This is a genomic window from Streptomyces sp. NPDC005808, from assembly GCF_042871385.1.
In the GTDB taxonomy this organism is placed as follows: domain Bacteria; phylum Actinomycetota; class Actinomycetes; order Streptomycetales; family Streptomycetaceae; genus Streptomyces.
The window spans coordinates 201178-222230 of record NZ_JBIAIK010000001.1; the positions used below are offsets into that span (position 1 = coordinate 201178).

The window sequence follows — 21053 nt, forward strand, 5'->3', positions numbered from 1 at the left end:
CCCCCATGAGCATCATCACGACCGCCACGGCCAGGCTGGCCGACATCGCCGTGGAGCAGAACCGCACCGACGCCGTCCAGGCGTTCATCAAGCAGGAGACGATATTCGTCGACCTCGCCACCGACGACGGACTGGCAGGCATCGGCTACAGCTACACCATCGGCACCGGCGGCTCCTCCGTGCTGGCCCTGCTGAACGACCATCTGCTGCCGGCTCTGCCCGGTCAGGACGCCCGTAACGTCGAGGCCCTGTGGCAGCTACTGCTCGCCCGGACGCGGGCGACCGCTGTCGGAGCCATCACCTCGCTGGCCCTCGCCGCGGTCGACACGGCTCTGTGGGACCTGAGATGCAAGCGGGCCGGCGAGCCGCTGTGGCGGCTGGCGGGCGGCCACCGTCAGGAGATACCGCTGTACGACACCGAAGGCGGCTGGCTGCATCTGAGCACCGAGGACCTGGTCAAGTCGGCCTTGGCGGCCCGCGACGCCGGATGGGCCGGCGTCAAGATCAAGGTGGGCAAGCCGCACCCCGCGGAGGACGTGGAACGACTGCGCGCGGTCCGCGAGGCCGTCGGGCCCGCGCTGCACATCATGACGGACGCCAACCAGTCCCAGACGCTGTCCTCGGCCGTGCGACTGGCCTCGGCGCTCGAACCCCACGGACCGTTCTGGTTCGAGGAACCGATGCCGGCGGACGACGTGAGCGGCCATGCGAAGCTGGCCCGCGCGACCAACGTACCGATCGCGGTGGGGGAGACCCTCTACTCGCTGGGGCAGTTCCGGCAGTACCTGGAGGCCGGAGCGGCCTCGGTGGTGCAGGTCGACGCGGCACGCGTCGGCGGCATCACCCCCTGGCTGAAGGTCGCCCACCTGGCAGAGGCGTACAACGTCATGGTCTGCCCGCACTTCCTGATGGAACTGCACGTGAGCCTCGCGGCGGCGGTGCCCAACGGCCTGTATGTCGAGTACATCCCGCAGCTGCGGGCCGTCACCCGCACCGAACTGACCGTGCGCGACGGCCGGGCGGTGGCGCCGGACGAGCCGGGCATCGGCATCGACTGGGACCACGACGCGATCGACGACCGGAGGGTGGCATGACCACCACCTCGCCGCCTCCGGCGGACATCGACCGGCCACCGGTGCCACAGCGCCGAACGCCCCGGCGGCGCATCCTGGCCCCCCAGCAACTGGGCCTGCTCGGACTGGTCGTCGCGCTGGTCGTCCTCTTCGGCCTGCTTCGCCCGGCGTTCTTCGACGCACGACTCGTCCTCTTCCCGCTGCTGCGCGACATCTCGACGCTGACCGTGGTGGCACTGGCCCAGATGGTCGTCCTGTCCGTCGGGCACATGAACCTGGCCGTGGGCCGTATGGCCTCGTTCGGCGCGCTGTTCGCCGGGTTCGGCTACGACCGCTTCGGACTGCCGCTGTCCGTGGGCCTGTTGGTCTGCCTGCTCGCGGGAGCCCTGATCGGCGCCCTGAGCGGATGGATCATCGCGCGCACCGGCGTGAGCTCCTTCGTGGTGACGCTCGCCATGGACTTCGCCCTCCTCGGGCTGGTGTCCCTGCTGTACTCCGCGCTCACCGAGAACGCCGCCTTCACCAGCACACCGTCCGGGATGACGGAGCTGCGCCAGTACTCGCTCGCCGACATCTGCGTCGGTCCCGTCTGCGGCTCACCGGCGATCCCGCAACTGGCCCAGTTCACCGTCCTGGCCGTCCTCGGACTCGGCTTCCTCTACCGCTACACCCGTACCGGCAGGGAACTCCTGCTCACGGGCGCCAACCCGGCCGCCGCGGAACTGTCGGGCATCCCCACCGCCCGCCGCGTCATCACGGCACACATGCTGTCGGGTCTGCTGGCCGCGCTCGCCGGATTCATGGCCGCCGTCAGCACCGGGACCTTCCGCGCGTCCATCGGGGACGACTTCATGCTGCCGTCGTTCCTCGGAGCCGTCCTCGGCGGCACCCTGCTCACCGGCGGCGTCGTCTCGGTCATCGGCGCTCTGCTGGGCACCTCGCTCGTCGGCGTCATCCGCAAGGGCCTCGACCTGCTCGGTGTGGGGCTGGAGAGCCTCAACATCTACCTGGGCTGTGTGCTGCTCCTCGCCCTCTCGGCCGACCGGGTGCGCCACATCGTCAGCTACCGAAAGGTGGTGCGTTCGACATGACGGCGCCCGCAACTGCCCGCCCCTGGAAGGCCGAAGCCCTCTCCTCGCTGCGCCGCTTCTCCCGCTCCACCTCGCTGACCCTGCTCTGCGTCGTGGTGGCCGGCTACATCGGCCTGGGTGTGGCGTCGTCCGGTTCGTTCTTCGAGGGCAACTCGGTCCGGACGTTCCTGCAGTACCTGGCGACTCCCATCCTCATCGGGCTCGCGCAGATGGTCTGTCTGTGCGTCGGACAGCTCAATCTCGCGGTCGGCGCACTGGGCGGATTCACCGCCTGCGCCATGGGCGTTCTCATGGCCGATGCCGGTATGCCGGCCGGACTCGCCGTCGGGATCGGTGTGCTGACGGCCACCGCGATCGGAGCTGTCACCGGTGTGTTCATCGTGGTCACCCAGATCAACGGATTCATCGTCACGCTCGGCACCATGACCATCCTGCTGGGGGCGCAGTACCGGCTGGCGGGCACTCGTACCGTCGACGGCTACTCCGCGACCCTGCGCGACCTGGGCAGGGCCGCCCCCGCGAACATTCCGCTCGTCCTCGTGACGGCGCTTGTCGTGGCCGCTCTCCTCGCCGTGTTCATGCACCGGGGCATCGCGGGCCGGCGGCTCCTCGCGGCGGGCGGCAATCCGCTGGCCGCACGGCTCTCCGGCATCTCCACCGACCGCCAGATCGTCCTGGCGCACACTCTGTCCGGCCTGCTGATCGGCGTGGCCGCGCTGATCGCGACCGCGTCACTGCCCGGGGTCAATCGCAGCGTCGGCGGCGACTGGCTCCTCCCCAGCTTCGCGGCCCCGATCATCGGCGGTGTGGCCCTGACCGGCGGGTCGGTGGCGATTCTCGGTACCGTACTGGCCGCCTTCGTCATGCGGCTCATCGACTCCGCACGCGCCGAGTTCTCGCTCGATCCGAGCTGGGTCAACTTCCTCATCGGCGTCGTCGTGCTCGCCACGGTCGTCGGCGGCCGCCTCCACCAGGCACACGTCAGCACCGCACGTCCGCACAAGAACGGGCAACGGCCCCCCGACAACCGGGCGGCGCCCGCCACCACCCTGCCGAGCACCGGGGGTGCCCAGTGAACGACGTACTGCTGGAGTGCGAGGACATCGTCAAGGTCTTTCCCGGAGTGCGCGCCCTGGACCGGGTGGCCCTGCGCCTCACGGCCGGTTCCGTGCACGCCCTGCTGGGCGAGAACGGCGCCGGCAAGTCGACCTTGATCAAGGTGCTGACCGGGGTGCACCCTCCGGACGGCGGCCGTCTGCTGGTGAGCGGCAGCGAGGTTCAGCTGAGGAACCCGCTGGACGCCACCCGCGCCGGAATCGGTGTGGTGCACCAGGAACGCAATCTGATCCCCGCCTTCTCCGTGGCGGAGAACATCACGCTCCTGAAGCCCCCGGCACGCCGCGGCCTCATCGACCGCGCGGCCATGACCGACCCGGTGGAGCGCTGTCTCCGGGACGTCGGGCTCGACCTGGACCCGCACACACCCGTCAGCGAACTCTCGGTCGCCCAGCAGCAGTTGGTCGAGATCGCCAAGGCGCTCCACACCGACAGCCGGGTACTCCTGCTCGACGAACCGACGGCGTCCCTCTCGCCGCAGGAGGCGGAGAGGCTCTTCGAGGTGATCCGGCGGCTGACGGTACGGGGCACCTGCGTCGTCTTCGTCAGCCACAAACTGGAGGAGGTGTTCGCGGTCTGCGACACCGTCACCGTGCTGCGCGACGGGCACTCCGTACTGCGGTCGGCTCCCCTCGCCGAGCACACTCACGACGAGATCGTGAGCCTGATGGTGGGCCGCACCCACGAGGCCTCCACACTCTCCCCGCGGACGGTGGACCAGAAGGCGGATCCGGCCCTGTCCCTCACGGGTGTGGCCACCGCCGCGGGCCACAACGACATCGCTCTGCAGGTGCGCCCCGGGGAGATCGTCGGGCTGTACGGCCTCGTCGGCGCCGGCCGCAGCGAACTGGTCCGGGCCGTCCTCGGCCTCGAACGCGTCACGGCCGGAGAGGTCCGGGTGTACGGCGAGCCGGCGAGGATCTCCTCCCCGCGGCAGGCACTGCACGAGTACGGAATCGGCTATCTCACCGAGAACCGCAAAGAGGAAGGCGTCTTCCTCGAACAGCCGATTCTGCGGAACATCACCGTCACCGTGTGGAAGAAGCTGGCGCAGGCCCTGGGCTACGTCTCCGACAAGCGCGAAAGGAGCGTCGCCGAAGACCTCGTGGAACGCCTCGGCATCCGCATCGCCTCACTGGAGCAGAACGCCGGTGAACTGTCCGGCGGCAACCAGCAGAAGGTGAGCCTCGCCAAGTGGCTTGCGGCGGACACCCGGTTGCTCGTCGTCGACGAGCCGACCGTCGGCGTCGACGTCCGCACCAAGCACGCCTTCCACGAACTCATCTGGGAACTCGCCCGGGACGGTCTGCCCATCCTGTTGATCAGCAGTGACCTCGGCGAGATGGTGACGCTGGCCGACCGCATCCTCGTCATGGCGGACTACCGGATCCGGGGAGAGATCAGCAACGAACACGACTACGAGCGGATGAGCGGCCAGGTCATCCGCCTCATCCACGGACAGGCGCCCAGGGACGGGGAGTCCAGGGACAAGGAGCCCAGCGACAAGGCGTCCACCGACAAGGCGTCCACCGACAAGGCAGCATCCGCGGACAGGTGAACCCGACGCGGGACTCGGGCCGTGACACGCGAATCCCTATATGATTCACAGGCGTTACCTGGTCGGAAAGGTTCAGTCGGAAAGGTTCAAGGGGGGAGGCAGGACATGCTGTCGGAAGAGCCTGACGCCCATGTGCCGGACAGTGCTCCGGCCGGCGCCGTCCCGCCGCCCCGGGTCATGCCTCAGCGGCAGGTTCTCGCGGACAGTGTGTACGAAGCCATCAAGGCCATGGTGATGGACCACCAGATCAAGCCGGGAGCCCGGGTGGGCATCGAGGCGCTCGCCCGCACCCTGGAGGTGTCACCCACGCCGGTGCGCGAGGCCCTTGCCCGGTTGGAGGCGGACGGCCTGGTCACCAAGCGGTCCCTCGCCGGCTATCGCGCCACCGAACTCCTCACTGTCGAGGGCATCCAGGAGCTCTTCGAAATGCGGCTGCTGCTGGAACCGCACGCCGCGGCGCTGGCGGCCGAGAGGGCCACCGAAGCCCAACTGGACCGGATAGAAGCGCTCATGGAGGAGATGCGGGGCGAGCCGGAGGAGGGCGGGAGCTACGCCGTGTACGGCCGGTTTGCCGCCCTCGACCAGCAGTTCCACGACGCGCTCGCCAGGGCCACGGGGCGCGGTCTGCTCGCGGACGCCGTCGAGCGCCTCCACGCCCACCTCCACATCTTCCGTCTCAGCGCCATCGCGGGTGCGGGCCCGGCGACGGTCGCCGAACACGACCGGATCCTGCGTGCCGTACTGAGACGCAACGCCGACCGAGCCGCGCAATCCATGCGGGAGCACTTGGAGCGCAGTCTCGAGCGCCAGTTGATCTGCTTCCGCGAAGGCAGCTGAACCGGCGGGACCGGGGTGTCCGCGCTTGGCCGGGGGCGGCGAACGGTTCCGTCGCCGCCCCCTCCGCAAGACCCGGCCCGAAGCAAGGTCAGAGCTGTCCGCCGCGCTCCAGCGGGATCTTCTCGCCCGCCTCGACAGCGACCGGCAACCGGTTCTCCGTAGGCGGGAGCGGGCAGGTCGCCAGGTCCGTGTAGGCGCAGGGGAGGTTGCCGGCGCGGTTGAAGTCGACGGTCACCCTGCCCTCGCCGTCCGGGGGAGCGATCTGGAGGGAGCGGTTCGCGGCGTACGTGGTCACACCTGAGGTCTTGTCCGTGAACAGCACCATCAGGCTGCCCGGGACCGTGCCGTTGAACGCGGTCAGCCGGTACGGCGTGCCGTCCAGTTCGAACTCGATCCGGCCGGGCGAGTCGTAGACGTGCTCCAGGCCCTCGACGGCGGCGCCGACGGTCACCGGGCGCGGTTCGGAGAAGGGCAGGAACCGCCCGGTGCGGACCCAGCGGGGGTCGGGGGCGTACGCCGGGGTCCGGGTGAAGGCGGTGCGCAGCGTGTTGTCGGGGTGGCGGGGCCGCACGATGTCGTGGCCTCCGCGTTTGGCGACCTCGATCACCGCGTCACCCCAGCCGGCCTGGACGCCGGCCCGTTCGGCGATGACCCCGAAGCTGTACCGGCCGCGCACCGTCGTGCCGTCGACGGTCAGTTCCTCACCCTCGTCCAGCTCGACCACCACCCCGTCGGCGGTGCTCGACCAGGCTCCCGGGGCGTCCTCGAACCGAGCCGGCTCCGCGCTCAGCCAGCGCAGACTCGTGATCGCGAGAAACCCGTGCGGACCCGCGAGCACTTCTTCCTTCGCGAGGTGCCACTGCTCCCACTCCCGTACGAAGCTCACCAGGTCGACATCTTGGACCGTCATTCCCGCTCCCTCGTATGGTGCCCGAGGCGGACAGGCGCACCGCCCGTCCGCCGCACTCATCTGTTGAATGCAACTGCGGAGCCCGGTAGGTGATTCCGCATTGCCGCAGGGGTCGGGCCGCGATCACCCAGCCGGGTCGGTGATGGCCGCGTCCCTCGGGTTTCTGGGGGTCTGGCGGGGCGATTTTCAGGACCGTCGCCTCATAAGCCGGACTTATGAGGTCATAGATCGAACCCGGCTACTGACTTAGGCTTGCCTTAGTTTAGGCTTCCCGCGAGTACGTCATTTGTCGCTCGAAGGGAACCTCAACATGCCTCGCCCTCTGCGGGTAGCCATTGTCGGAGCCGGCCCCGCCGGGATCTACGCTGCCGACGCGCTGCTGAAGTCCGCAGTGGCGGCGACCGAGCCCGGTGTCTCCATCGACCTCTTCGAGCGGATGCCGGCCCCCTTCGGACTGATCCGCTACGGCGTCGCCCCCGACCACCCGCGAATCAAGGGCATCGTCAAGGCCCTGAACCAGGTCCTCGACAAGCCCCAGGTCCGCCTCTTCGGCAACGTCGACTACCCGGGCGACATCAACCTCGACGACCTGCGTGCCTTCTACGACGCGGTGATCTTCTCCACGGGCGCGACGGCGGACCGGGCGCTCGCCATACCCGGCATCGACCTCGACGGCTCGTACGGCGCGGCGGACTTCGTCTCCTGGTACGACGGGCACCCGGACGTGCCGCGGACCTGGCCGCTCGACGCCGAGAAGGTCGCCGTCCTCGGCGTCGGCAATGTCGCCCTCGACGTGGCCCGCATCCTGGCCAAGACGGCGGACGAGCTGCTGCCGACCGAGATCCCGCCGAACGTCCACGACGGCCTCAAGGCCAACAAGGCGCTTGAGGTCCACGTCTTCGGCCGTCGCGGCCCGGCGCAGGCGAAGTTCAGCCCGATGGAGCTGCGGGAGCTGGACCACTCCCCGAACATCGAGGTCATCGTCGACCCCGAGGACATCGACTACGACGAGGGCTCGATCGCCGCCCGGCGCGGCGAGAAGCAGACCGACATGGTCGCCAAGACCCTGGAGAACTGGGCCATCCGCGACGTCGGCAACCGGCAGCACAAGCTCTTCCTGCACTTCTTCGAGTCGCCCACCGAGATCCTCGGCGAGGACGGCAAGGTGGTCGGCCTGCGCACCGAGCGCACCGCGCTGGACGGCACCGGCAACGTCAAGGGCACCGGCGAGTTCAAGGACTGGGACCTCGGCGCCGTCTACCGTGCCGTCGGTTACCTCTCCGACAAGCTGCCCAAGCTGCCCTGGGACGTCGACTCCGGCACGGTTCCGGACAAGGGCGGCCGGGTGATCGAGGAGACCGGTGAGCACATGCAGTCGACGTACGTCACCGGCTGGATCCGGCGCGGCCCGGTCGGTCTGATCGGTCACACCAAGGGCGACGCCAACGAGACGGTGGCCAGCCTGCTCGACGACCACGGCAACGGCCGCCTGCACACCCCTGTCGCACCCGCCCCGGAGGCCGTGGACGCGTTCCTGGCCGAGCGGAACGTCCGCTACACCACATGGGAGGGCTGGTACCGCCTCGACGCCGCGGAGAAGTCGCTCGGTGAACCGCAGGGCCGCGAGCGCGTGAAGATCGTCGAGCGCGAGGAGATGCTGGACGCCAGCGGCGCGTAGGACTCCGGCTCGCCGTGCCTGCCGGGCGCCGGTGCCAGCGCGACTTATCCTCCTGATCCGCAAGTCGTCGTCGGGGGCTGTCGATCCGGGTGTTTCTTGTTCGACGTAGGAGTGAGAACGGGAAACGGCGAACCCAAGGAGTACGGCCATGCCGAAGCTGCGCGTACACAACATCACGATCTCGCTGGACGGCTTCGCCGCCGGGCCCGACCAGCGACTGGAGTATCCGCTCGGCGAGGGCTTCGGGGAGGACATGCACGCATGGATGTTCGCCGCGTTGGGCGACCTGGCCGAGGGCAGGACGGGGATCGATGTCGAGCACGTCGCCCGCAGTGAGGAGAACATCGGGGCCACCATCATGGGGCGCAACATGTTCGGGCCCCAGCGAGGACCGTGGCCGGACGAGACCTGGCGCGGCTGGTGGGGCGACAACCCGCCCTACCACAACGACGTGTTCGTGCACACGCACCACCTGCGTCCCGCGCTGGTGATGGAGGGCGGGACCACGTTCCACTTCACCGACGAGCCCGTCGAGAGGGTTTTGGAGCGGGCGTTCGAGGCGGCGGCGGGCAAGGACGTGCGGATCGGCGGAGGGGCGGCCACCGTTCAGCAGTATCTGCGCGCCGGCCTGATCGACGAGATGCACTTCGCCATCTTCCCGAATCTCCTCGGGAGGGGTGAGCGCCTGTTCGACAACCTGGGGGACGGAGTCGACGGCTACCGGGTCGCGGAGCTGGTCAGCTCGGCGGCCGTCACGCACGCCAGGCTGCTCCGTCGCTGACCAGCCGCACCTGACCGGCTCGTTCGCCCCGACGGACGAGGCTCATGCGCCGCCGTGTCGAGACCCGGGTGCGCCCGCCCGCAAGCCGTCCATGACCAGGTCCAGCAGCCGTCGGGCGCGCGGCTGCCACTCTCCGTGCGGATCGATCTGCCAGAGTCCGGCGATGGCGAGAATGAAGTCGTCGGGGGTCACTCCCGGGCGGATGGTGCCGGCCTCCTCGTTCGCCTTCAGCAGCAGGGTGACGGCCGAGGTCACCGGGCCGTACCCCACCTTGGAAAGGGTGCCGTGCGGCGGGCCTGCGGTCTTGCGCAGCGCGTCGGCCAGACCGGCCTTGGCCATGGCGTACTGGGCGAGGCGGTCCATCCACTCCCGCAGGGCCTGGTCGGGGGCGCGGGTCTCCAGCAGCTGAGCCGCGGTGTCGGCGACCTGCTGCACCTCGTAGCGGTAGACCTCGAGGACGAGTGCCTCGCGGTTCGGGAAGTTCCGGTAGAACGTGCCCTGCCCGACGCCGGCCTTCTTCGCGATCACGCTCAGCGGGGCGTCCGCCGCGCATGTCAACTCCGTCAGCGCCACCGCGAGGATGCGCTCGCGATTGCGTTGCGCGTCCGAACGCAGGGGAGTGTCTTTGTCGCTCGTGTTCTCCTCGGGCCGCACGCGTCCTCCTTCCGGCCGGGTCTTGCTAAGCGGACAGCTGTCCGTTAGGTTCTGGAGTACCGGACAGCTGTCCGCTTAGAGTCCACTGTAGTGGCGGATCAGGCCAGTATGGCCGACTGATTTCCACCGCCACCGACTCCCCCACCTCCAGTGCTATGCGAAAGAAGGCCGATCATGGCTCCCTCGACGTCGAGCGCCATCACCCTGAACATCAACGGGGAGAAACACACGCTGCCCGTCGACCACCGCACCACCCTGCTCGACGCGCTCCGCGAGCGCCTTGACCTGACCGGCACCAAGAAGGGCTGCGACCAGGGCCAGTGTGGCGCCTGCACAGTGCTGCTCGACGGGCGCCGGGTCCTCTCCTGCCTGCAGCTCGCGGTCGCCGCCGAGGGGCGGGCGGTCACCACCATCGAAGGAGTGGCGGACGGTGAGCAGCTGCACCCCGTCCAGCAGGCCTTCCTCGATCTCGACGGCTACCAGTGCGGCTACTGCACGCCGGGGCAGATCTGTTCGGCCATTGCGGTGATCGAGGAACACGCGGCGGGCTGGCCGAGCGCCGTCACCGCCGATGTCCGGCCCGACGCGGAGGTTCCGCCGCTCACCGCCGAGGAGATACGTGAGCGGATGAGCGGCAACCTGTGCCGCTGCGGCGCGTATGTGTCGATCGTACGGGCGGTCGAGCGGGCCGCGCAGGCCCAGGCGGCCGAGAGCGACAGCCAGACCGAAGGGGCAGCGGCATGAGGGAGTTCGACTATCAGCGCGCGTTCGACGTCGCCGGCGCGGTCGCCCTGCTCGACGCCGATCCCGGGGCACGTTTCCTCGGCGGCGGTACCAACCTGGTCGACCTGATGAAGGCCGGCGTGGAGAGGCCCAGACGGCTCGTCGACGTACGCGAACTGCCCCTGGACCGCATCGAGTTCACGCCGGACGACGGACTGCGCATCGGCGCGACGGTCACCAACAGCGACCTCGCCGCCCACCCCGAAGTACGCCGCCACTACCCGGCGTTGACACAGGCCGTGCTGGCCGGCGCCTCCGGCCAGCTGCGCAATATGGCCACGGTCGGCGGGAACCTGCTTCAGCGCACCCGCTGCGGCTACTTCACCGACCTGTCGAAACCCTGCAACAAGCGTGCCCCCGGCAGCGGTTGCCCCGCCGTCGAGGGCGAGCACCGCAACCACGCCATTCTCGGTGCCTCCGAACACTGCGTGGCCACCCATGCCTCGGACATGGCGGTCGCACTCGCCGCCTTCGACGCCGTCGTGTCGTACGAAACGGCGTACGGGCCGGGCGAGTTGCCGTTCGCGGAGTTCTACCTCCCCGTGGGTGAGACCCCTCATCTGGAGACGGCACTGCCACCCGGCGCGCTGATCACCGGCGTCACCCTGCCGCCCGCGCGGGTCGCCGCCAACTCCCGCTACCGCAAGGTGCGCGACCGCGCCTCGTACGCCTTCTCCATCGGTTCGGTCGCCGCCGCGCTCGACGTGCAGGGTGATGTCGTACGTGAAGTGCGGCTGGCCTTCGGGGCGGTGGCGTCCCGGCCGTGGCGGGCCTCGGCGGCCGAACGGGTGCTGACCGGGGGACCGGTGAGCGCCGAGGCGTTCGCCGCCGCGGCCGACGCCGAACTGGCGGCCGCCGAAGCGCTGCCCCACAACGGATACAAGGTGACGTTGATCCGCAATCTCGTGGTGGCCGTGCTGGCCGAACTCACCGAGGAGGCGACCCGATGACGACGGAAACGAGCACGACGCCCCGAGCCGTCGGCACCTCTCACATCCGCGTGGAGGGCAGGGCCAAGGTCACCGGAGCGGCCCGCTACGCCGGAGAGATCCCCTACGCCGAACTCGCCCACGGCTGGCTGGTGTTGTCGACCGTGGCTCGCGGCCGGATCCGCTCCGTGGAGGACGCTTCCGTCCTCGGGATGCCCGGAGTCCTCACAGTCCTGCACCACGGAAACGCCCCGCGCCTCGACGCGAACTACGTGAACGGGTTCGGGCAGCCCGACCCTGTTCTGCAGCTCTTCCAGCACGACCACGTTCCCTTCGTCGGCTGGCCGGTCGCCCTGGTCGTCGCCGAGACGCCCGAGCAGGCGAGGGAGGCCGCCGAGGCGCTGGTGGTCCGCTACGACCAGGAGCCGCACGACGTCGCGTTCTTCGCCGGGCGACCGGGGACGTACACACCGGACGACTCGGAGACGGCGAAAGGGGATCTGGAGTCCGAACTCGCCGCGTCCGCCGTCGTCCTGGACGCCGAGTACACGACGCCGGAGGAACACCACAGCCCCATGGAGCCGCACGCGGCGACGGCGCGCTGGGACAACGGCCGGCTCGAAGTTGTCGACTCCAACCAGGGCAGCGCGTTCGTGGCGGACGAGCTCGCAAAGCTGTTCTCGCTCGACCGGGACTCGGTGCGGGTGCGGTCCGAACACGTCGGCGGCGCCTTCGGAGCCAAGGGGACCCGTCCGCACTCGGTCCTCGCCGTGATGGCGGCAACCGTCCTGCACCGCCCGGTCCGGGTCGTGCTGACCCGCCCTCAGATGTTCTCGCTGGTCGGCTACCGCAGCCCCACCGCGCAGCGCGTCAGGCTGGGGGCCGACGCCGACGGGCGGCTCCGCGCGTTCGACCACCAGGCGGAGTGTCTGACCTCGACCGTCCGTGAATTCGTCGAGAACAGCGCCAACTTCGGGCATGCGATGTATGACGCCGACGCCCATCACACAGTGAACCGTGTCGTACGGCTCGACGTGCCGACGCCGAGCTGGATGCGCGCGCCGGGCGAGGCACCGGGCTCGTTCGCGGTGGAATCCGCGCTCGACGAACTCGCCGAGAAGTGCGGCATCGACCCGATCGAGCTGCGCGTACGCAACGAACCCGACGTGGGGCCCGTCTCCGGGCTGCCGTTCAGCAGCCGCAACGTCCTCGCCTGCTACCGGGAGGGCGCTCGGCGGTTCGGCTGGGCGGACCGCGACCCACGCCCCGGCATCCGCCGCGAAGGGCGCTGGCTGCTCGGTACCGGGATGGCGGCGGCCGCGTTTCCGACGCTCTCCGCACCGTCGACGGCGGCCGTGACGGCGGAGGCGGACGGCACCTTCACCGTGCGGATCACCGCGGTGGACATCGGGACGGGGGCGCGCACCGCGCTGACGCAGATCGCCGCGGACGCCCTGGAGGTGGAACCGGCACGGGTGCGGGTACGGATAGCCGACAGCGATTTCGGTCCCGCGATCATCGCCGGCGGCTCGATGGGAACCCGCTCCTGGTCCTGGGCGATCGCCGTCGCGTCCCGCGAGCTGCGTGCCCAACTGGCCCTGGGCGGTGGCATTCCACCCGAGGGGATCACCGCACGGTCGGACACCTCCGAGGCGGTCCGCGCCCTGTCGAAGAAGGAAAGGAACGCGTTCGGGGCGCAGTTCGCCGAAGTCGCCGTGGATGTCACCAGCGGTGAAGTGCGCGTACGGCGGATGCTCGGCATCTTCGCCGCGGGCCGGATCATCAACCCGCTGACCGCACGCGGCCAGTTCATCGGCGGAATGGTCTGGGGGCTGTCCATGGCCTTGCACGAGGAAGCGGTCAGGGACCAGGCGTCCGGCGGCCATGTCGGCGCCGACCTCGCGGGCTACCACTTCGCCGCGCACGCCGACATTCCGCCCATCGAGGCGGACTGGGTGGACGACCCGGACCCCGAGGACCCCGTCGGAATCAAGGGCATCGGTGAGATCGGGGTCGTGGGCGCCGCCGCGGCGATCGCCAACGCGGTCTGGCACGCGACCGGCGTACGCCACCGGAACCTGCCGATCAGGCCCGACCGCGTGCTGATGGCGACTGCGGGCGGACATGCTTGACCTCGCCGACGAGTTGAACCGGTGGGCCGAGGAGGGCCGGGACTTCGCTGTCGCCACCGTGGTGTCCGTCGGCGGTAGCGCGCCACGCGGTCCCGGCGCCGCCCTCGCCGTCGACGGCCACGGCACGGTCATCGGCTCGGTCTCCGGTGGCTGCGTCGAAGGGGCGGTGTACGAGCTGTGCGTCCAGGCCCTCCAGGACGGCCACCCGGTGCTCGAACGGTTCGGCTACAGCGACGAGGACGCCTTCGCGGTGGGCCTCACCTGCGGCGGGATCATCGACGTACTGGTCACGCCGGTGCGAGCGGACGCGCCCGACAGGAAGGTGTTCGCGGCGGCCCTGTCGGCTGCGGCACGCCAGGAGGCGGTCGCCGTGGCCCGGGTGGTCCGCGGTCCGGCCGAGCTGCTCGGCGGCGCGCTGTTGGTCCACGCCGACGGGTCGCACGACGGGGGGCTCGGGGGCTTGGACGAGAGGGGCCTGGAGAAGTTGGGCTCGGCCGGGCTGCGCGAGGGCGGCGTGCGCGCCTCGTACGGAGGTGGCCCGGACGGCTCGTACGACCGCCGTCCCGAAGGCCCTCGTGCAGGTGCCGACGACCTCCCGGCTGTGGACCGGACTGCGCTGGCGGAGATCCGAGCGATGCTGGACGCCGGTCGGACGGGCACGGTCGAGATCTCGGAGGACGGATCACGCTGCCCGGGCGGAGTGACCCTTTTCGTGGAGACGAGGGTGCCGCCGCCCCGCATGATCGTGTTCGGTGCCGTGGACTTCGCCGCGGCGCTGGTGCGGGCGGGCAAGTTCCTCGGCTACCACGTGACGGTTTGTGACGCCCGTGCCGTCTTCGCCACCCGCCTCCGCTTCCCCGAGGCCGACGAGATCGTGGTCGACTGGCCCCACCGCTACCTCCGGAGCACGGGGACCGACGGACGCACGGTGCTGTGTGTGCTCACGCATGACGCCAAGTTCGACATCCCGCTGCTGGAGACGGCCCTGCGGCTGCCGGTCGCGTTCGTCGGCGCGATGGGCTCGCGCCGCACCCATCAGGACCGTGACCGCCGACTGCGTGAAGCCGGGCTAACCGAGGCTGAGTTGGGCCGCCTTCGGTCCCCGATCGGGCTAGATCTCGGCGCCCTTACGCCCGAGGAGACCGCCCTGTCCATCGCTGCGGAGATCGTCGCGGCTCGCCGGGGAGGGACCGGCGTACCGCTGACCGGATCGGGGACGCCGATCCATCGCGACGTGGACGGGAGGGACGCCGGTGCGCCGACGCGCACCGAGGAAGCGGCGTGACCCGGTGTCGGTCGGCGCGGGAAGTTCAGGAAGCCGGAGCCGAGTTCGCGAGCCAGTCGTACGCGGCCCGTGCCGTGAATTCGGCTTGGCCGCCGCGCAGCAGCAGCCCCGCCGTGGCGAACCGCGGGTCGTCGGCTTGAGCGGCGACGTAGGGGATGGCGATACAGCGCATCCCGGCCGCGTCCGCGGCTGCGGCGCCCGGAGCGGCGTCCTCCAGGACCACGCAGTCGGACGTGGACGCTCCCAGGCGCCGCGCCGCCTCCAGGAAGACGTCGGGTGCGGGCTTGCCGTGCGCCACCTCGTCGGACGACACGACGGTCGGCAGGTAGGAGGACAGGCCCGTGCCGGTCAGGATCGCGTCGATCGCCTCCGGTGACGAACCCGAGGCCACGGCCATCGGAACGCGGTCCCCGGCCAGCAGTTCCACGAACTTCCGCATCTCCGGGTACACGCGGGTGGAGGCGCGGGCCAGCTCCAGATAGCGACGGTTCGTCTCGGCGAACAGGGTGTCGAGCGGCACCGCCAGGCCGTAGCGTTCCTTCAGGAGGGCGAGTGTCTCCCGGGCGCTGATACCGACGTAACTCTCGTGGTCGGACCAGGTGAAGTCGGTCACGCCGAGCTCGGCGAGCGACTGCCGACCCGCCTCGAAGTAGTTCGGCTCGCTGTCCACGAGCGTCCCGTCGAGATCGAAGATGACTGAGGTGCTGCCGAGAGTGCTCATGGGGTCCAGGATGCCGTCAGTACGGTGGACGGCCGGTGTTGGGTGGGTCAGCTCTTCGCGGCGCGGCCGATCGACTCCACCAGCGGCAGCAACCGCTGCGGGACGCGCTCGCGCAGTGCCACTTCCGTGCGGGTGCGCACGACGCCCGGCAGGCTGATCAGCGCCTGGATGACATCCTCCAGGTGCGCGTTGTCGCGCGCCACGACCCGAGTCAGCAAATCACCGCCGCCGGTGATCGAGAACGCCTCGATGATCTCCGGTACGGCGGCCAACGCGTCGCCCACATCGTCGAGATGGCCCTGCGTGACCTCGATGTGCACGAAGGCGAGCACGGGGTGACCGAGCGCCGCGGGAGACAGGGTCGGGCTCGTGCCGGTGATCACTCCGTCCCGCTCCAGCCGGTCGAGGCGGGCCTGCAAAGTGCCGCGGGCGATGCCGAGGGTACGGGCGTACTCACGCACGCTGGTGCGTGGCTGCTCCAGCAGCAGCCGCAGAATACGGGTGTCCAGCTCGTCCACAGCCATGGTCCTTCGCCCTCCTGCCGCCTCGGGTGATCGCTTCTGACTGTACCAATGGCACAGCTCGAGACGAATCTGATGAGCCAGTACCGGATGCCCCCATGTCCTCGCTGTCGACGGGGTTTGGAGCGGCATTCCGGGGTCAGCCGTAGAGGTGGATCCTCCGCCGAGGACACGACAGATCAGTTCAAGTACGACCGGAATTCCGTCTCATGCGAGCAGGCCATGAGAAAAACACGTACATGGTCCCCAGAAAAGTCATGAGAACACGTCATGAGTACATGTCATGAGAACACGTCATGACAACGGGCCATCACACGTCCTGAGAACACGTCATGAGAACGGATCACGAGAACGGATCACAAGAAAAGGTCACAGCACGACACTTAGGAGCGAAGGATGTGCGCGGAACACCGGACGAACCGGACGCTCTCCACCGACACGGTGACTGTCCCGGAGCAGCGGCGCTCCGGGCCGCGCAGTCCCGCCGAGGCGCGCCAGGCGGTCAGGCGCGCACTCGAGGGGCGGTTCCGCAGCGGTACCGCTGATGACGAGGACGCCGTCAGTGACGCCTTGCTCGTGGCCTCCGAGCTCACGACCAACGCGATTCGGCACGGGGGCGGTGTCACGGACTTCCAGGTCACGCTGGCCGGCCGCGAAGTGTTCCTGTCGGTAAGTGATCGAAGCGAGCAACTGCCGCTGGTCGTGCGTGGTGGCGACGAGGCGGTGGACCTGCGGGTGGGAGGCCATGGCTGGCCGATCGTCTGCCGTCTCGCGCGCGATGTCGTCGTCTCGGATCTGGGTACCGGAGGAAAGCGCATCACGGCTGTGGTGCCCCTCGCGTCGTCCTGAGGCTCTCCGGAGAGTATCGGCCGCGTTTCCGTCCTTCCACCGGGGATATTCGCGACCGGTCCGCATGCCCCGGCTCGCAGTGCATATGCCTGGCGTCCGAAACCGAGGAGAATTGAGCCCGCGCTGTCACGTGCTCTTCCCGCGCACTCACGTGTTCTTTTCGGACAAGAGCCGAGCGATGGACATGAATCGCCGAAAGAAGCGACCCCCCCCCGTTTGGCCGGAGGAATGCCGGGCAACTGGATTTCGTGCTTCGGACCGGAGGCGCGCCGGCGGGAGTGGTATGCCGTGCGGGCGCCTCGTCGGGCCCGACGGCACCGCGTCTCGCGGTCAGACCCAGAAAGCACCGTGGAGGAGCGATTTCGCATGCTCACTGACGTATCCGCACGCCTTTCCCCCGGCCCCGCTCCGAGCGGGTCCGCCGCCAAACGACCGTACGACGACGCACCGGACTGCGCCTCGGCTTTCGCCCGGCTGGCGGAGCTGAGTGAGGGGCCCGAACGCGACCTCATCCGCGACGAACTGGTCCAGTCGTGGCTGCCGATGGCCTATCGCATCGCGGGCCGCTTCCGTGACCGGGGCGAGTCGGTCGAGGACCTTCGGCAGGTCGCGGCGCTGGGTCTGGTGAAGGCCGTCGACCGTTTCGACCCGGTGCGCGGGGCCTTCGAGAGCTACGCGGTGCCCACCATCACCGGCGAGATCAAGCGCCACTTCCGCGATCGCATGTGGGCGTTGCGGGTTCCGCGGCGTGTGCAGGAACTCAGGAACAAGGTGCGGGTCGCTCGGCGTGAACTCAGTCAGCTCCCCGGGTCGCCCGAGCCCACGACCGCCGAGATCGCCGCTCACGCCGGTCTCTCGGAGGATGAGGTCGGTGACGGGATGGAAGCGATGGAGAGCTTCAGCACCCTCTCCCTGGACGCCGAACTGTCCTCCGGCGAGGACGGATACAGCCTCGCCGACACGCTCGGCGCGGCCGACTCCACCTTCGACACCGTAGTGGACCGCGAGGCCGCGAAGCGGGGGCTGAGCCGCCTGCCCGAGCGTGAACGCGCCATCCTGTACATGCGGTTCTTCGAGGGCATGACCCAGAACCGCATCGCCGACCAGCTGGGCATCTCCCAGATGCACGTTTCCCGGCTCATCACCAACAGCTGTGCCCGCGTACGCGCCGAGGCGCTGGACGACGAGGCGCGCCGCCAAGCCCCTGAGGGACCGACGCAGACCACCTGACCAGTCACCGAGACCGCGCTGGTGTCCCCGATGAGCGACTGACAGCGGCCGGGAGCGCGTCGGCGACTGAACCGAGCCACTGGAACCGACACACCGAAACACCTGAACAGGGAGGAAAGTTGACGGTCTCGGAAAACGAAGCAGCCACCGGGAAGAGTGGGCGCGATGAGACCCAGGAAGAGGGAGCCGACCGCAGATGGAACGAGCTCGTCCAGGAGATCCGGGTGGCTCAGACGGGCGTGCAGATCCTGTTCGGCTTCTTGCTCACCGTCGTCTTCACTCCGCGATACGGGCAGCTGGCGCAGCTGGACAAGGGCATCTACATCGTCACGGTCGTCCTCGGCGCGTCTGCCACTGGTGCGCTGATAGGTCCCGTGGCCCTTCACCGGATCGTCTCCGGGCGGCGCGTCAAACCGCAGGCGGTGAGGTGGGCTTCGCGGCTGACCTTCGTAGGGCTCGTTCTGCTCCTCGCGACCATGACCGCGTCGTTGCTGCTGATCCTCCGGGTGGCCACGCACGACGCGTATGTGCCGTGGCTCGTCGCCGGGGTCGTCGCCTGGTACCTGTTCTGCTGGTTCGTCCTGCCCATGTGGGTGCGCTACCGCTACACCAGCGACTGATCCGCCGACGTTCGATACACCGGCGTCCGATACACCAGCGGCTGAACCACGGACCGGCTGAACCACGGACCGGCCGAACCACTGCGCCACCGGCACCACCCCCGACACCTGGAGTACCCGTGCACGAGTCCCTGTGGAACTACGCGCCCACCAGCGGTCACACACCCGACGACGACCTGACCGGTTACTCGGTCGAGGCCACGGACGGCCAGATCGGAACCGTCGACAAACACTCGGGTGAAGTCGTCGCCCAGTACGTCGTGGTCGACACCGGTGTGTGGATCTTCGGCAGGAAGGTCATGCTGCCCGCCGGCACGATCGTGGGCATCGACCACGAGGCCCGGCAGGTCCATGTGTCCCTCAGCAAGGCCGAGATCAAGGCGTCACCCGAGTTCGACGAGGACAAACACCTGGGCGACCCCGCCTACCGGGACCAGCTGGGCGGCCACTACGGATCCGGTCACTGAGGCGCCCCCGGTCCGCCCCTGGCAACGGCCGCTCACCAGGGCAAGAAGGTGTGCACGTCCTTGCCGTCGGGCCGCAGCACCACGCTGACCTGGTCGCACAGCGTGTGAATGAGGTGCCAGCCGATTCCGCCACCGCCCTGCCGCGGATGGAACGGGCGGGGCGCGGGCCGGGTGGTGCTGCTGTCCCGCACGGTCACATGGACGCCGTCGAAGGTGCGGCGCATATGGAGTTCAAAAGGACCTGGGGCGTACTGGACCGAGTTGGCGACGAGTTCGGTGACCACCAGCAGGATGTCGTCCCAGTGCTCGACCGCGCTCGGCGGCGACGCCTGGGCGAGCGAGGTCAGATAGCTCTCCGCTGTCAGGCGCGCATCGGTCACGTTGCGCAACTGGCCGGCGAAGACCTTGGAGAGCGTCTCGGTCCCCTGTTGCGACGGTTCCCTTTTCCCACTCGGATCGCTTGCCATCTCGCCTTCCCGTGTGGGCTCCTCCACGCTCTCCCCCGGCGTGGGCCGCGTCCCCCTCGCCGGGACTGCCTACGCCGCGGTGTCCCGGGACCGCCGAGCCGCCCGCCGCCACAGTGAACGCCGCTCAGCCTCACTTGTACCACCCCAGACCCCGATGCTCTGGCCCGTTTCGAGGGCCCATTCCAGGCACTCGTCGCGTACCGGGCAGCCCTGGCAGACCGCCTTCGCCTCGTTGATCTGCAGAATCGCGGGACCTGTGGTTCCGACGGGGAAGAAAAGATCGGGATCGACGGTGCGGCATGCCGCGGATTCGCGCCAGTTGTCCATGAGGGCCTCCTGCGCTCGCAGTCGTGTGGATCGGTGCGGTTTCCTTCGGTGTTCGGGTCACCCGTGATGGCACAGGTGAAACAGAAATGCGCCGATGACCCGAATGTCCTGCCGACGCGTGTGCCGGGTGTCCTGCTGCCGCATGCGCCGAAAGCCCTCTGGCGCCCGGCCCGGATGTCCTGCCGAAAACCGTCTGCTTGAACCTTGACCAACCAGGGAAAGCGGATCCCGCGGCAGGCAAGGTGCCGGCGCCGGGGCGAACGGCAGTCCCCTGCCGTCCCGTACAGCACCTGCCAACGAGTAGGGAGGTGGGACATGGCGCAGGAACCCGACGACGTCTGGGAGCCGTTCGCCATCGGCTTGGCGGACATGGCGCGGGATCTGCTGGCCCAGGACTCGGTGCAGGCCACCCTGGACCGGATTGTGGCGCACGCCTCGGTTCTGATCAAGGGAGTCGACGAGGCCGGCATCCTCACCGTCCGTCACGGAGAGATTCACGCTCTGTCCGCGACGAGTGACCTCGTGCGTACCGCGGACCGGATTCAGCAGGATCTGCGGGAGGGGCCCTGCTTCGACGCCGTCGTCGACCGCCGGCAGGTCTACACCATCGAGGATCTGCGTGAGCCGCATGAGCGCTGGACCCGCTTCGCCCCCGAGCTGAGGAAGCTCGGCATGGGGAGCTCCCTGGGGTTTCTGCTGTTCACCGAGGACGACGCGCTCGGCGCGCTCAACCTCTACTCCCGGGTGCCGCACGCCTTCGACGACATGGCGCAGCGCGCGGGCTGGGTGCTCGCCTCTCACGCGGCCGTGGCGTTCTCCGCCGCCCGCACGCAGCAACAGCTCAGCCACGCCCTGGAGACACGTCACGAGATCGGTGAGGCCATGGGCATCCTCATGGAACGCCACGGACTGAGCGAGGACACGGCCTTCAAGGCACTCAAGAAGGCCTCCCAGGACCGCAACATCAAACTCCGCGACATAGCGCGTCAGATCTGCCGGACCGGCGAGAGACCCGACTGAGCGT

General features: G+C 69.3%; 22 protein-coding genes. 16 read left to right on the top strand and 6 right to left on the bottom strand.

Annotated elements, in window-relative coordinates; all coding sequences use genetic code 11:
• The first annotated feature begins 5 nt into the window (after nucleotides 1-5).
• From ACFYPC_RS00945 to ACFYPC_RS00965, 5 genes are all read left to right on the top strand, one after another.
• A complete protein-coding gene (locus ACFYPC_RS00945; RefSeq protein WP_388668597.1) occupies nucleotides 6-1094 on the top strand; it encodes a mandelate racemase/muconate lactonizing enzyme family protein in 1089 nt (362 codons plus the stop codon).
• Complete coding sequence (locus ACFYPC_RS00950) at nucleotides 1091-2164, top strand: ABC transporter permease (RefSeq protein ID WP_388668600.1); 1074 nt, start codon at nucleotides 1091-1093, stop codon at nucleotides 2162-2164. Before ACFYPC_RS00945 ends, ACFYPC_RS00950 begins: the two co-directional genes overlap by 4 nt.
• Complete coding sequence (locus ACFYPC_RS00955; protein WP_388668603.1) at nucleotides 2161-3240, top strand: ABC transporter permease; 1080 nt, start codon at nucleotides 2161-2163, stop codon at nucleotides 3238-3240. Before ACFYPC_RS00950 ends, ACFYPC_RS00955 begins: the two co-directional genes overlap by 4 nt.
• Nucleotides 3237-4838 carry a sugar ABC transporter ATP-binding protein gene (locus ACFYPC_RS00960; RefSeq protein WP_388668606.1) on the top strand — a complete coding sequence of 534 codons (1602 nt, stop codon included), beginning with the start codon at nucleotides 3237-3239 and terminating at the stop codon, nucleotides 4836-4838. Before ACFYPC_RS00955 ends, ACFYPC_RS00960 begins: the two co-directional genes overlap by 4 nt.
• 105 nt (nucleotides 4839-4943) lie before the next feature.
• On the top strand, nucleotides 4944-5675 hold the full coding sequence (locus tag ACFYPC_RS00965) for a GntR family transcriptional regulator (protein WP_388668609.1): 732 nt from the start codon (nucleotides 4944-4946) through the stop codon (nucleotides 5673-5675).
• Nucleotides 5676-5763: 88 nt separating this feature from the next.
• Here ACFYPC_RS00965 and ACFYPC_RS00970 read toward each other — a convergent pair whose 3' ends face one another.
• Complete coding sequence (locus tag ACFYPC_RS00970) at nucleotides 5764-6585, bottom strand: DUF1684 domain-containing protein (RefSeq protein ID WP_388668612.1); 822 nt, start codon at nucleotides 6583-6585, stop codon at nucleotides 5764-5766.
• 310 nt (nucleotides 6586-6895) lie between these two features.
• Here ACFYPC_RS00970 and ACFYPC_RS00975 point away from each other — a divergent pair, with 310 nt between their 5' ends.
• A complete protein-coding gene (locus ACFYPC_RS00975; protein ID WP_388668615.1) occupies nucleotides 6896-8263 on the top strand; it encodes an FAD-dependent oxidoreductase in 1368 nt (455 codons plus the stop codon).
• 148 nt (nucleotides 8264-8411) lie between these two features.
• On the top strand, nucleotides 8412-9044 hold the full coding sequence (locus tag ACFYPC_RS00980; protein WP_388668618.1) for a dihydrofolate reductase family protein: 633 nt from the start codon (nucleotides 8412-8414) through the stop codon (nucleotides 9042-9044).
• 42 nt (nucleotides 9045-9086) lie between these two features.
• On the opposite strand, the gene ACFYPC_RS00985 is transcribed toward ACFYPC_RS00980, so the two are convergent.
• On the bottom strand, nucleotides 9087-9698 hold the full coding sequence (locus ACFYPC_RS00985; RefSeq protein ID WP_388668621.1) for a TetR/AcrR family transcriptional regulator: 612 nt from the start codon (nucleotides 9696-9698) through the stop codon (nucleotides 9087-9089).
• A 174-nt stretch (nucleotides 9699-9872) separates the two neighbouring features.
• On the opposite strand from ACFYPC_RS00985, the gene ACFYPC_RS00990 reads away from it, so the two are divergent.
• Genes ACFYPC_RS00990 through ACFYPC_RS01005 form a run of 4 tightly spaced genes read left to right on the top strand, consistent with a single transcriptional unit; the run spans nucleotide 9873 to nucleotide 14827 of the window.
• Complete coding sequence (locus ACFYPC_RS00990) at nucleotides 9873-10442, top strand: (2Fe-2S)-binding protein (protein WP_388668624.1); 570 nt, start codon at nucleotides 9873-9875, stop codon at nucleotides 10440-10442.
• Nucleotides 10439-11431: an FAD binding domain-containing protein gene (locus ACFYPC_RS00995; RefSeq protein ID WP_388668627.1), complete on the top strand. Its 993-nt coding sequence runs from the start codon at nucleotides 10439-10441 to the stop codon at nucleotides 11429-11431. Before ACFYPC_RS00990 ends, ACFYPC_RS00995 begins: the two co-directional genes overlap by 4 nt.
• Nucleotides 11428-13542: a xanthine dehydrogenase family protein molybdopterin-binding subunit gene (locus ACFYPC_RS01000; RefSeq protein ID WP_388668630.1), complete on the top strand. Its 2115-nt coding sequence runs from the start codon at nucleotides 11428-11430 to the stop codon at nucleotides 13540-13542. Before ACFYPC_RS00995 ends, ACFYPC_RS01000 begins: the two co-directional genes overlap by 4 nt.
• Entirely contained in the window at nucleotides 13535-14827 is a 1293-nt protein-coding gene (locus tag ACFYPC_RS01005) for an XdhC family protein (protein WP_388668633.1), read from the top strand. Before ACFYPC_RS01000 ends, ACFYPC_RS01005 begins: the two co-directional genes overlap by 8 nt.
• 25 nt (nucleotides 14828-14852) lie before the next feature.
• Here ACFYPC_RS01005 and ACFYPC_RS01010 read toward each other — a convergent pair whose 3' ends face one another.
• Both ACFYPC_RS01010 and ACFYPC_RS01015 read right to left on the bottom strand, forming a co-directional pair.
• Complete coding sequence (locus ACFYPC_RS01010) at nucleotides 14853-15548, bottom strand: HAD family hydrolase (RefSeq protein ID WP_388668636.1); 696 nt, start codon at nucleotides 15546-15548, stop codon at nucleotides 14853-14855.
• A 47-nt stretch (nucleotides 15549-15595) separates the two neighbouring features.
• Nucleotides 15596-16072 (bottom strand): Lrp/AsnC family transcriptional regulator, encoded by a 477-nt coding sequence (locus ACFYPC_RS01015; RefSeq protein WP_388668639.1) that lies wholly within the window; start codon nucleotides 16070-16072, stop codon nucleotides 15596-15598.
• A gap of 393 nt (nucleotides 16073-16465) precedes the next feature.
• Here ACFYPC_RS01015 and ACFYPC_RS01020 point away from each other — a divergent pair, with 393 nt between their 5' ends.
• The 4 genes from ACFYPC_RS01020 to ACFYPC_RS01035 all read left to right on the top strand — a co-directional run bounded on the left by ACFYPC_RS01020 (nucleotide 16466) and on the right by ACFYPC_RS01035 (nucleotide 19235).
• On the top strand, nucleotides 16466-16918 hold the full coding sequence (locus ACFYPC_RS01020; RefSeq protein WP_388668642.1) for an ATP-binding protein: 453 nt from the start codon (nucleotides 16466-16468) through the stop codon (nucleotides 16916-16918).
• 366 nt (nucleotides 16919-17284) lie between these two features.
• On the top strand, nucleotides 17285-18148 hold the full coding sequence (locus tag ACFYPC_RS01025) for a SigB/SigF/SigG family RNA polymerase sigma factor (protein ID WP_388668645.1): 864 nt from the start codon (nucleotides 17285-17287) through the stop codon (nucleotides 18146-18148).
• Between the two features lie 119 nt (nucleotides 18149-18267).
• Complete coding sequence (locus tag ACFYPC_RS01030) at nucleotides 18268-18768, top strand: DUF6328 family protein (protein ID WP_388668648.1); 501 nt, start codon at nucleotides 18268-18270, stop codon at nucleotides 18766-18768.
• Nucleotides 18769-18887: 119 nt separating this feature from the next.
• The gene (locus tag ACFYPC_RS01035) at nucleotides 18888-19235 is read left to right on the top strand and encodes a PRC-barrel domain containing protein (RefSeq protein ID WP_388668651.1); all 348 of its coding nucleotides are present in this window, start codon (nucleotides 18888-18890) and stop codon (nucleotides 19233-19235) included.
• Between the two features lie 32 nt (nucleotides 19236-19267).
• Here ACFYPC_RS01035 and ACFYPC_RS01040 read toward each other — a convergent pair whose 3' ends face one another.
• Both ACFYPC_RS01040 and ACFYPC_RS01045 read right to left on the bottom strand, forming a co-directional pair.
• A complete protein-coding gene (locus ACFYPC_RS01040) occupies nucleotides 19268-19702 on the bottom strand; it encodes an ATP-binding protein (RefSeq protein WP_388668654.1) in 435 nt (144 codons plus the stop codon).
• A 69-nt stretch (nucleotides 19703-19771) separates the two neighbouring features.
• Nucleotides 19772-20029: a WhiB family transcriptional regulator gene (locus ACFYPC_RS01045; protein ID WP_388668657.1), complete on the bottom strand. Its 258-nt coding sequence runs from the start codon at nucleotides 20027-20029 to the stop codon at nucleotides 19772-19774.
• A gap of 315 nt (nucleotides 20030-20344) precedes the next feature.
• Here ACFYPC_RS01045 and ACFYPC_RS01050 point away from each other — a divergent pair, with 315 nt between their 5' ends.
• Nucleotides 20345-21049: a GAF and ANTAR domain-containing protein gene (locus ACFYPC_RS01050; protein ID WP_388668660.1), complete on the top strand. Its 705-nt coding sequence runs from the start codon at nucleotides 20345-20347 to the stop codon at nucleotides 21047-21049.
• Nucleotides 21050-21053: the final 4 nt, after the last annotated feature.

What these genes read in the sequence shown, in the direction of transcription:
- ACFYPC_RS00945 (WP_388668597.1), top strand. Translation starts at nt 6, where the DNA reads ATGAGCATCATCACGACCGCCACGGCCAGGCTGGCCGACATCGCCGTG.
- ACFYPC_RS00950 (WP_388668600.1), top strand. Translation starts at nt 1,091, where the DNA reads ATGACCACCACCTCGCCGCCTCCGGCGGACATCGACCGGCCACCGGTG.
- ACFYPC_RS00955 (WP_388668603.1), top strand. Translation starts at nt 2,161, where the DNA reads ATGACGGCGCCCGCAACTGCCCGCCCCTGGAAGGCCGAAGCCCTCTCC.
- ACFYPC_RS00965 (WP_388668609.1), top strand. Translation starts at nt 4,944, where the DNA reads ATGCTGTCGGAAGAGCCTGACGCCCATGTGCCGGACAGTGCTCCGGCC.
- ACFYPC_RS00970 (WP_388668612.1), bottom strand. Translation starts at nt 6,585, where the DNA reads ATGACGGTCCAAGATGTCGACCTGGTGAGCTTCGTACGGGAGTGGGAG.
- ACFYPC_RS00975 (WP_388668615.1), top strand. Translation starts at nt 6,896, where the DNA reads ATGCCTCGCCCTCTGCGGGTAGCCATTGTCGGAGCCGGCCCCGCCGGG.
- ACFYPC_RS00980 (WP_388668618.1), top strand. Translation starts at nt 8,412, where the DNA reads ATGCCGAAGCTGCGCGTACACAACATCACGATCTCGCTGGACGGCTTC.
- ACFYPC_RS00990 (WP_388668624.1), top strand. Translation starts at nt 9,873, where the DNA reads ATGGCTCCCTCGACGTCGAGCGCCATCACCCTGAACATCAACGGGGAG.
- ACFYPC_RS00995 (WP_388668627.1), top strand. Translation starts at nt 10,439, where the DNA reads ATGAGGGAGTTCGACTATCAGCGCGCGTTCGACGTCGCCGGCGCGGTC.
- ACFYPC_RS01000 (WP_388668630.1), top strand. Translation starts at nt 11,428, where the DNA reads ATGACGACGGAAACGAGCACGACGCCCCGAGCCGTCGGCACCTCTCAC.
- ACFYPC_RS01005 (WP_388668633.1), top strand. Translation starts at nt 13,535, where the DNA reads ATGCTTGACCTCGCCGACGAGTTGAACCGGTGGGCCGAGGAGGGCCGG.
- ACFYPC_RS01010 (WP_388668636.1), bottom strand. Translation starts at nt 15,548, where the DNA reads ATGAGCACTCTCGGCAGCACCTCAGTCATCTTCGATCTCGACGGGACG.
- ACFYPC_RS01015 (WP_388668639.1), bottom strand. Translation starts at nt 16,072, where the DNA reads ATGGCTGTGGACGAGCTGGACACCCGTATTCTGCGGCTGCTGCTGGAG.
- ACFYPC_RS01020 (WP_388668642.1), top strand. Translation starts at nt 16,466, where the DNA reads ATGTGCGCGGAACACCGGACGAACCGGACGCTCTCCACCGACACGGTG.
- ACFYPC_RS01025 (WP_388668645.1), top strand. Translation starts at nt 17,285, where the DNA reads ATGCTCACTGACGTATCCGCACGCCTTTCCCCCGGCCCCGCTCCGAGC.
- ACFYPC_RS01040 (WP_388668654.1), bottom strand. Translation starts at nt 19,702, where the DNA reads ATGGCAAGCGATCCGAGTGGGAAAAGGGAACCGTCGCAACAGGGGACC.
- ACFYPC_RS01045 (WP_388668657.1), bottom strand. Translation starts at nt 20,029, where the DNA reads ATGGACAACTGGCGCGAATCCGCGGCATGCCGCACCGTCGATCCCGAT.
- ACFYPC_RS01050 (WP_388668660.1), top strand. Translation starts at nt 20,345, where the DNA reads ATGGCGCAGGAACCCGACGACGTCTGGGAGCCGTTCGCCATCGGCTTG.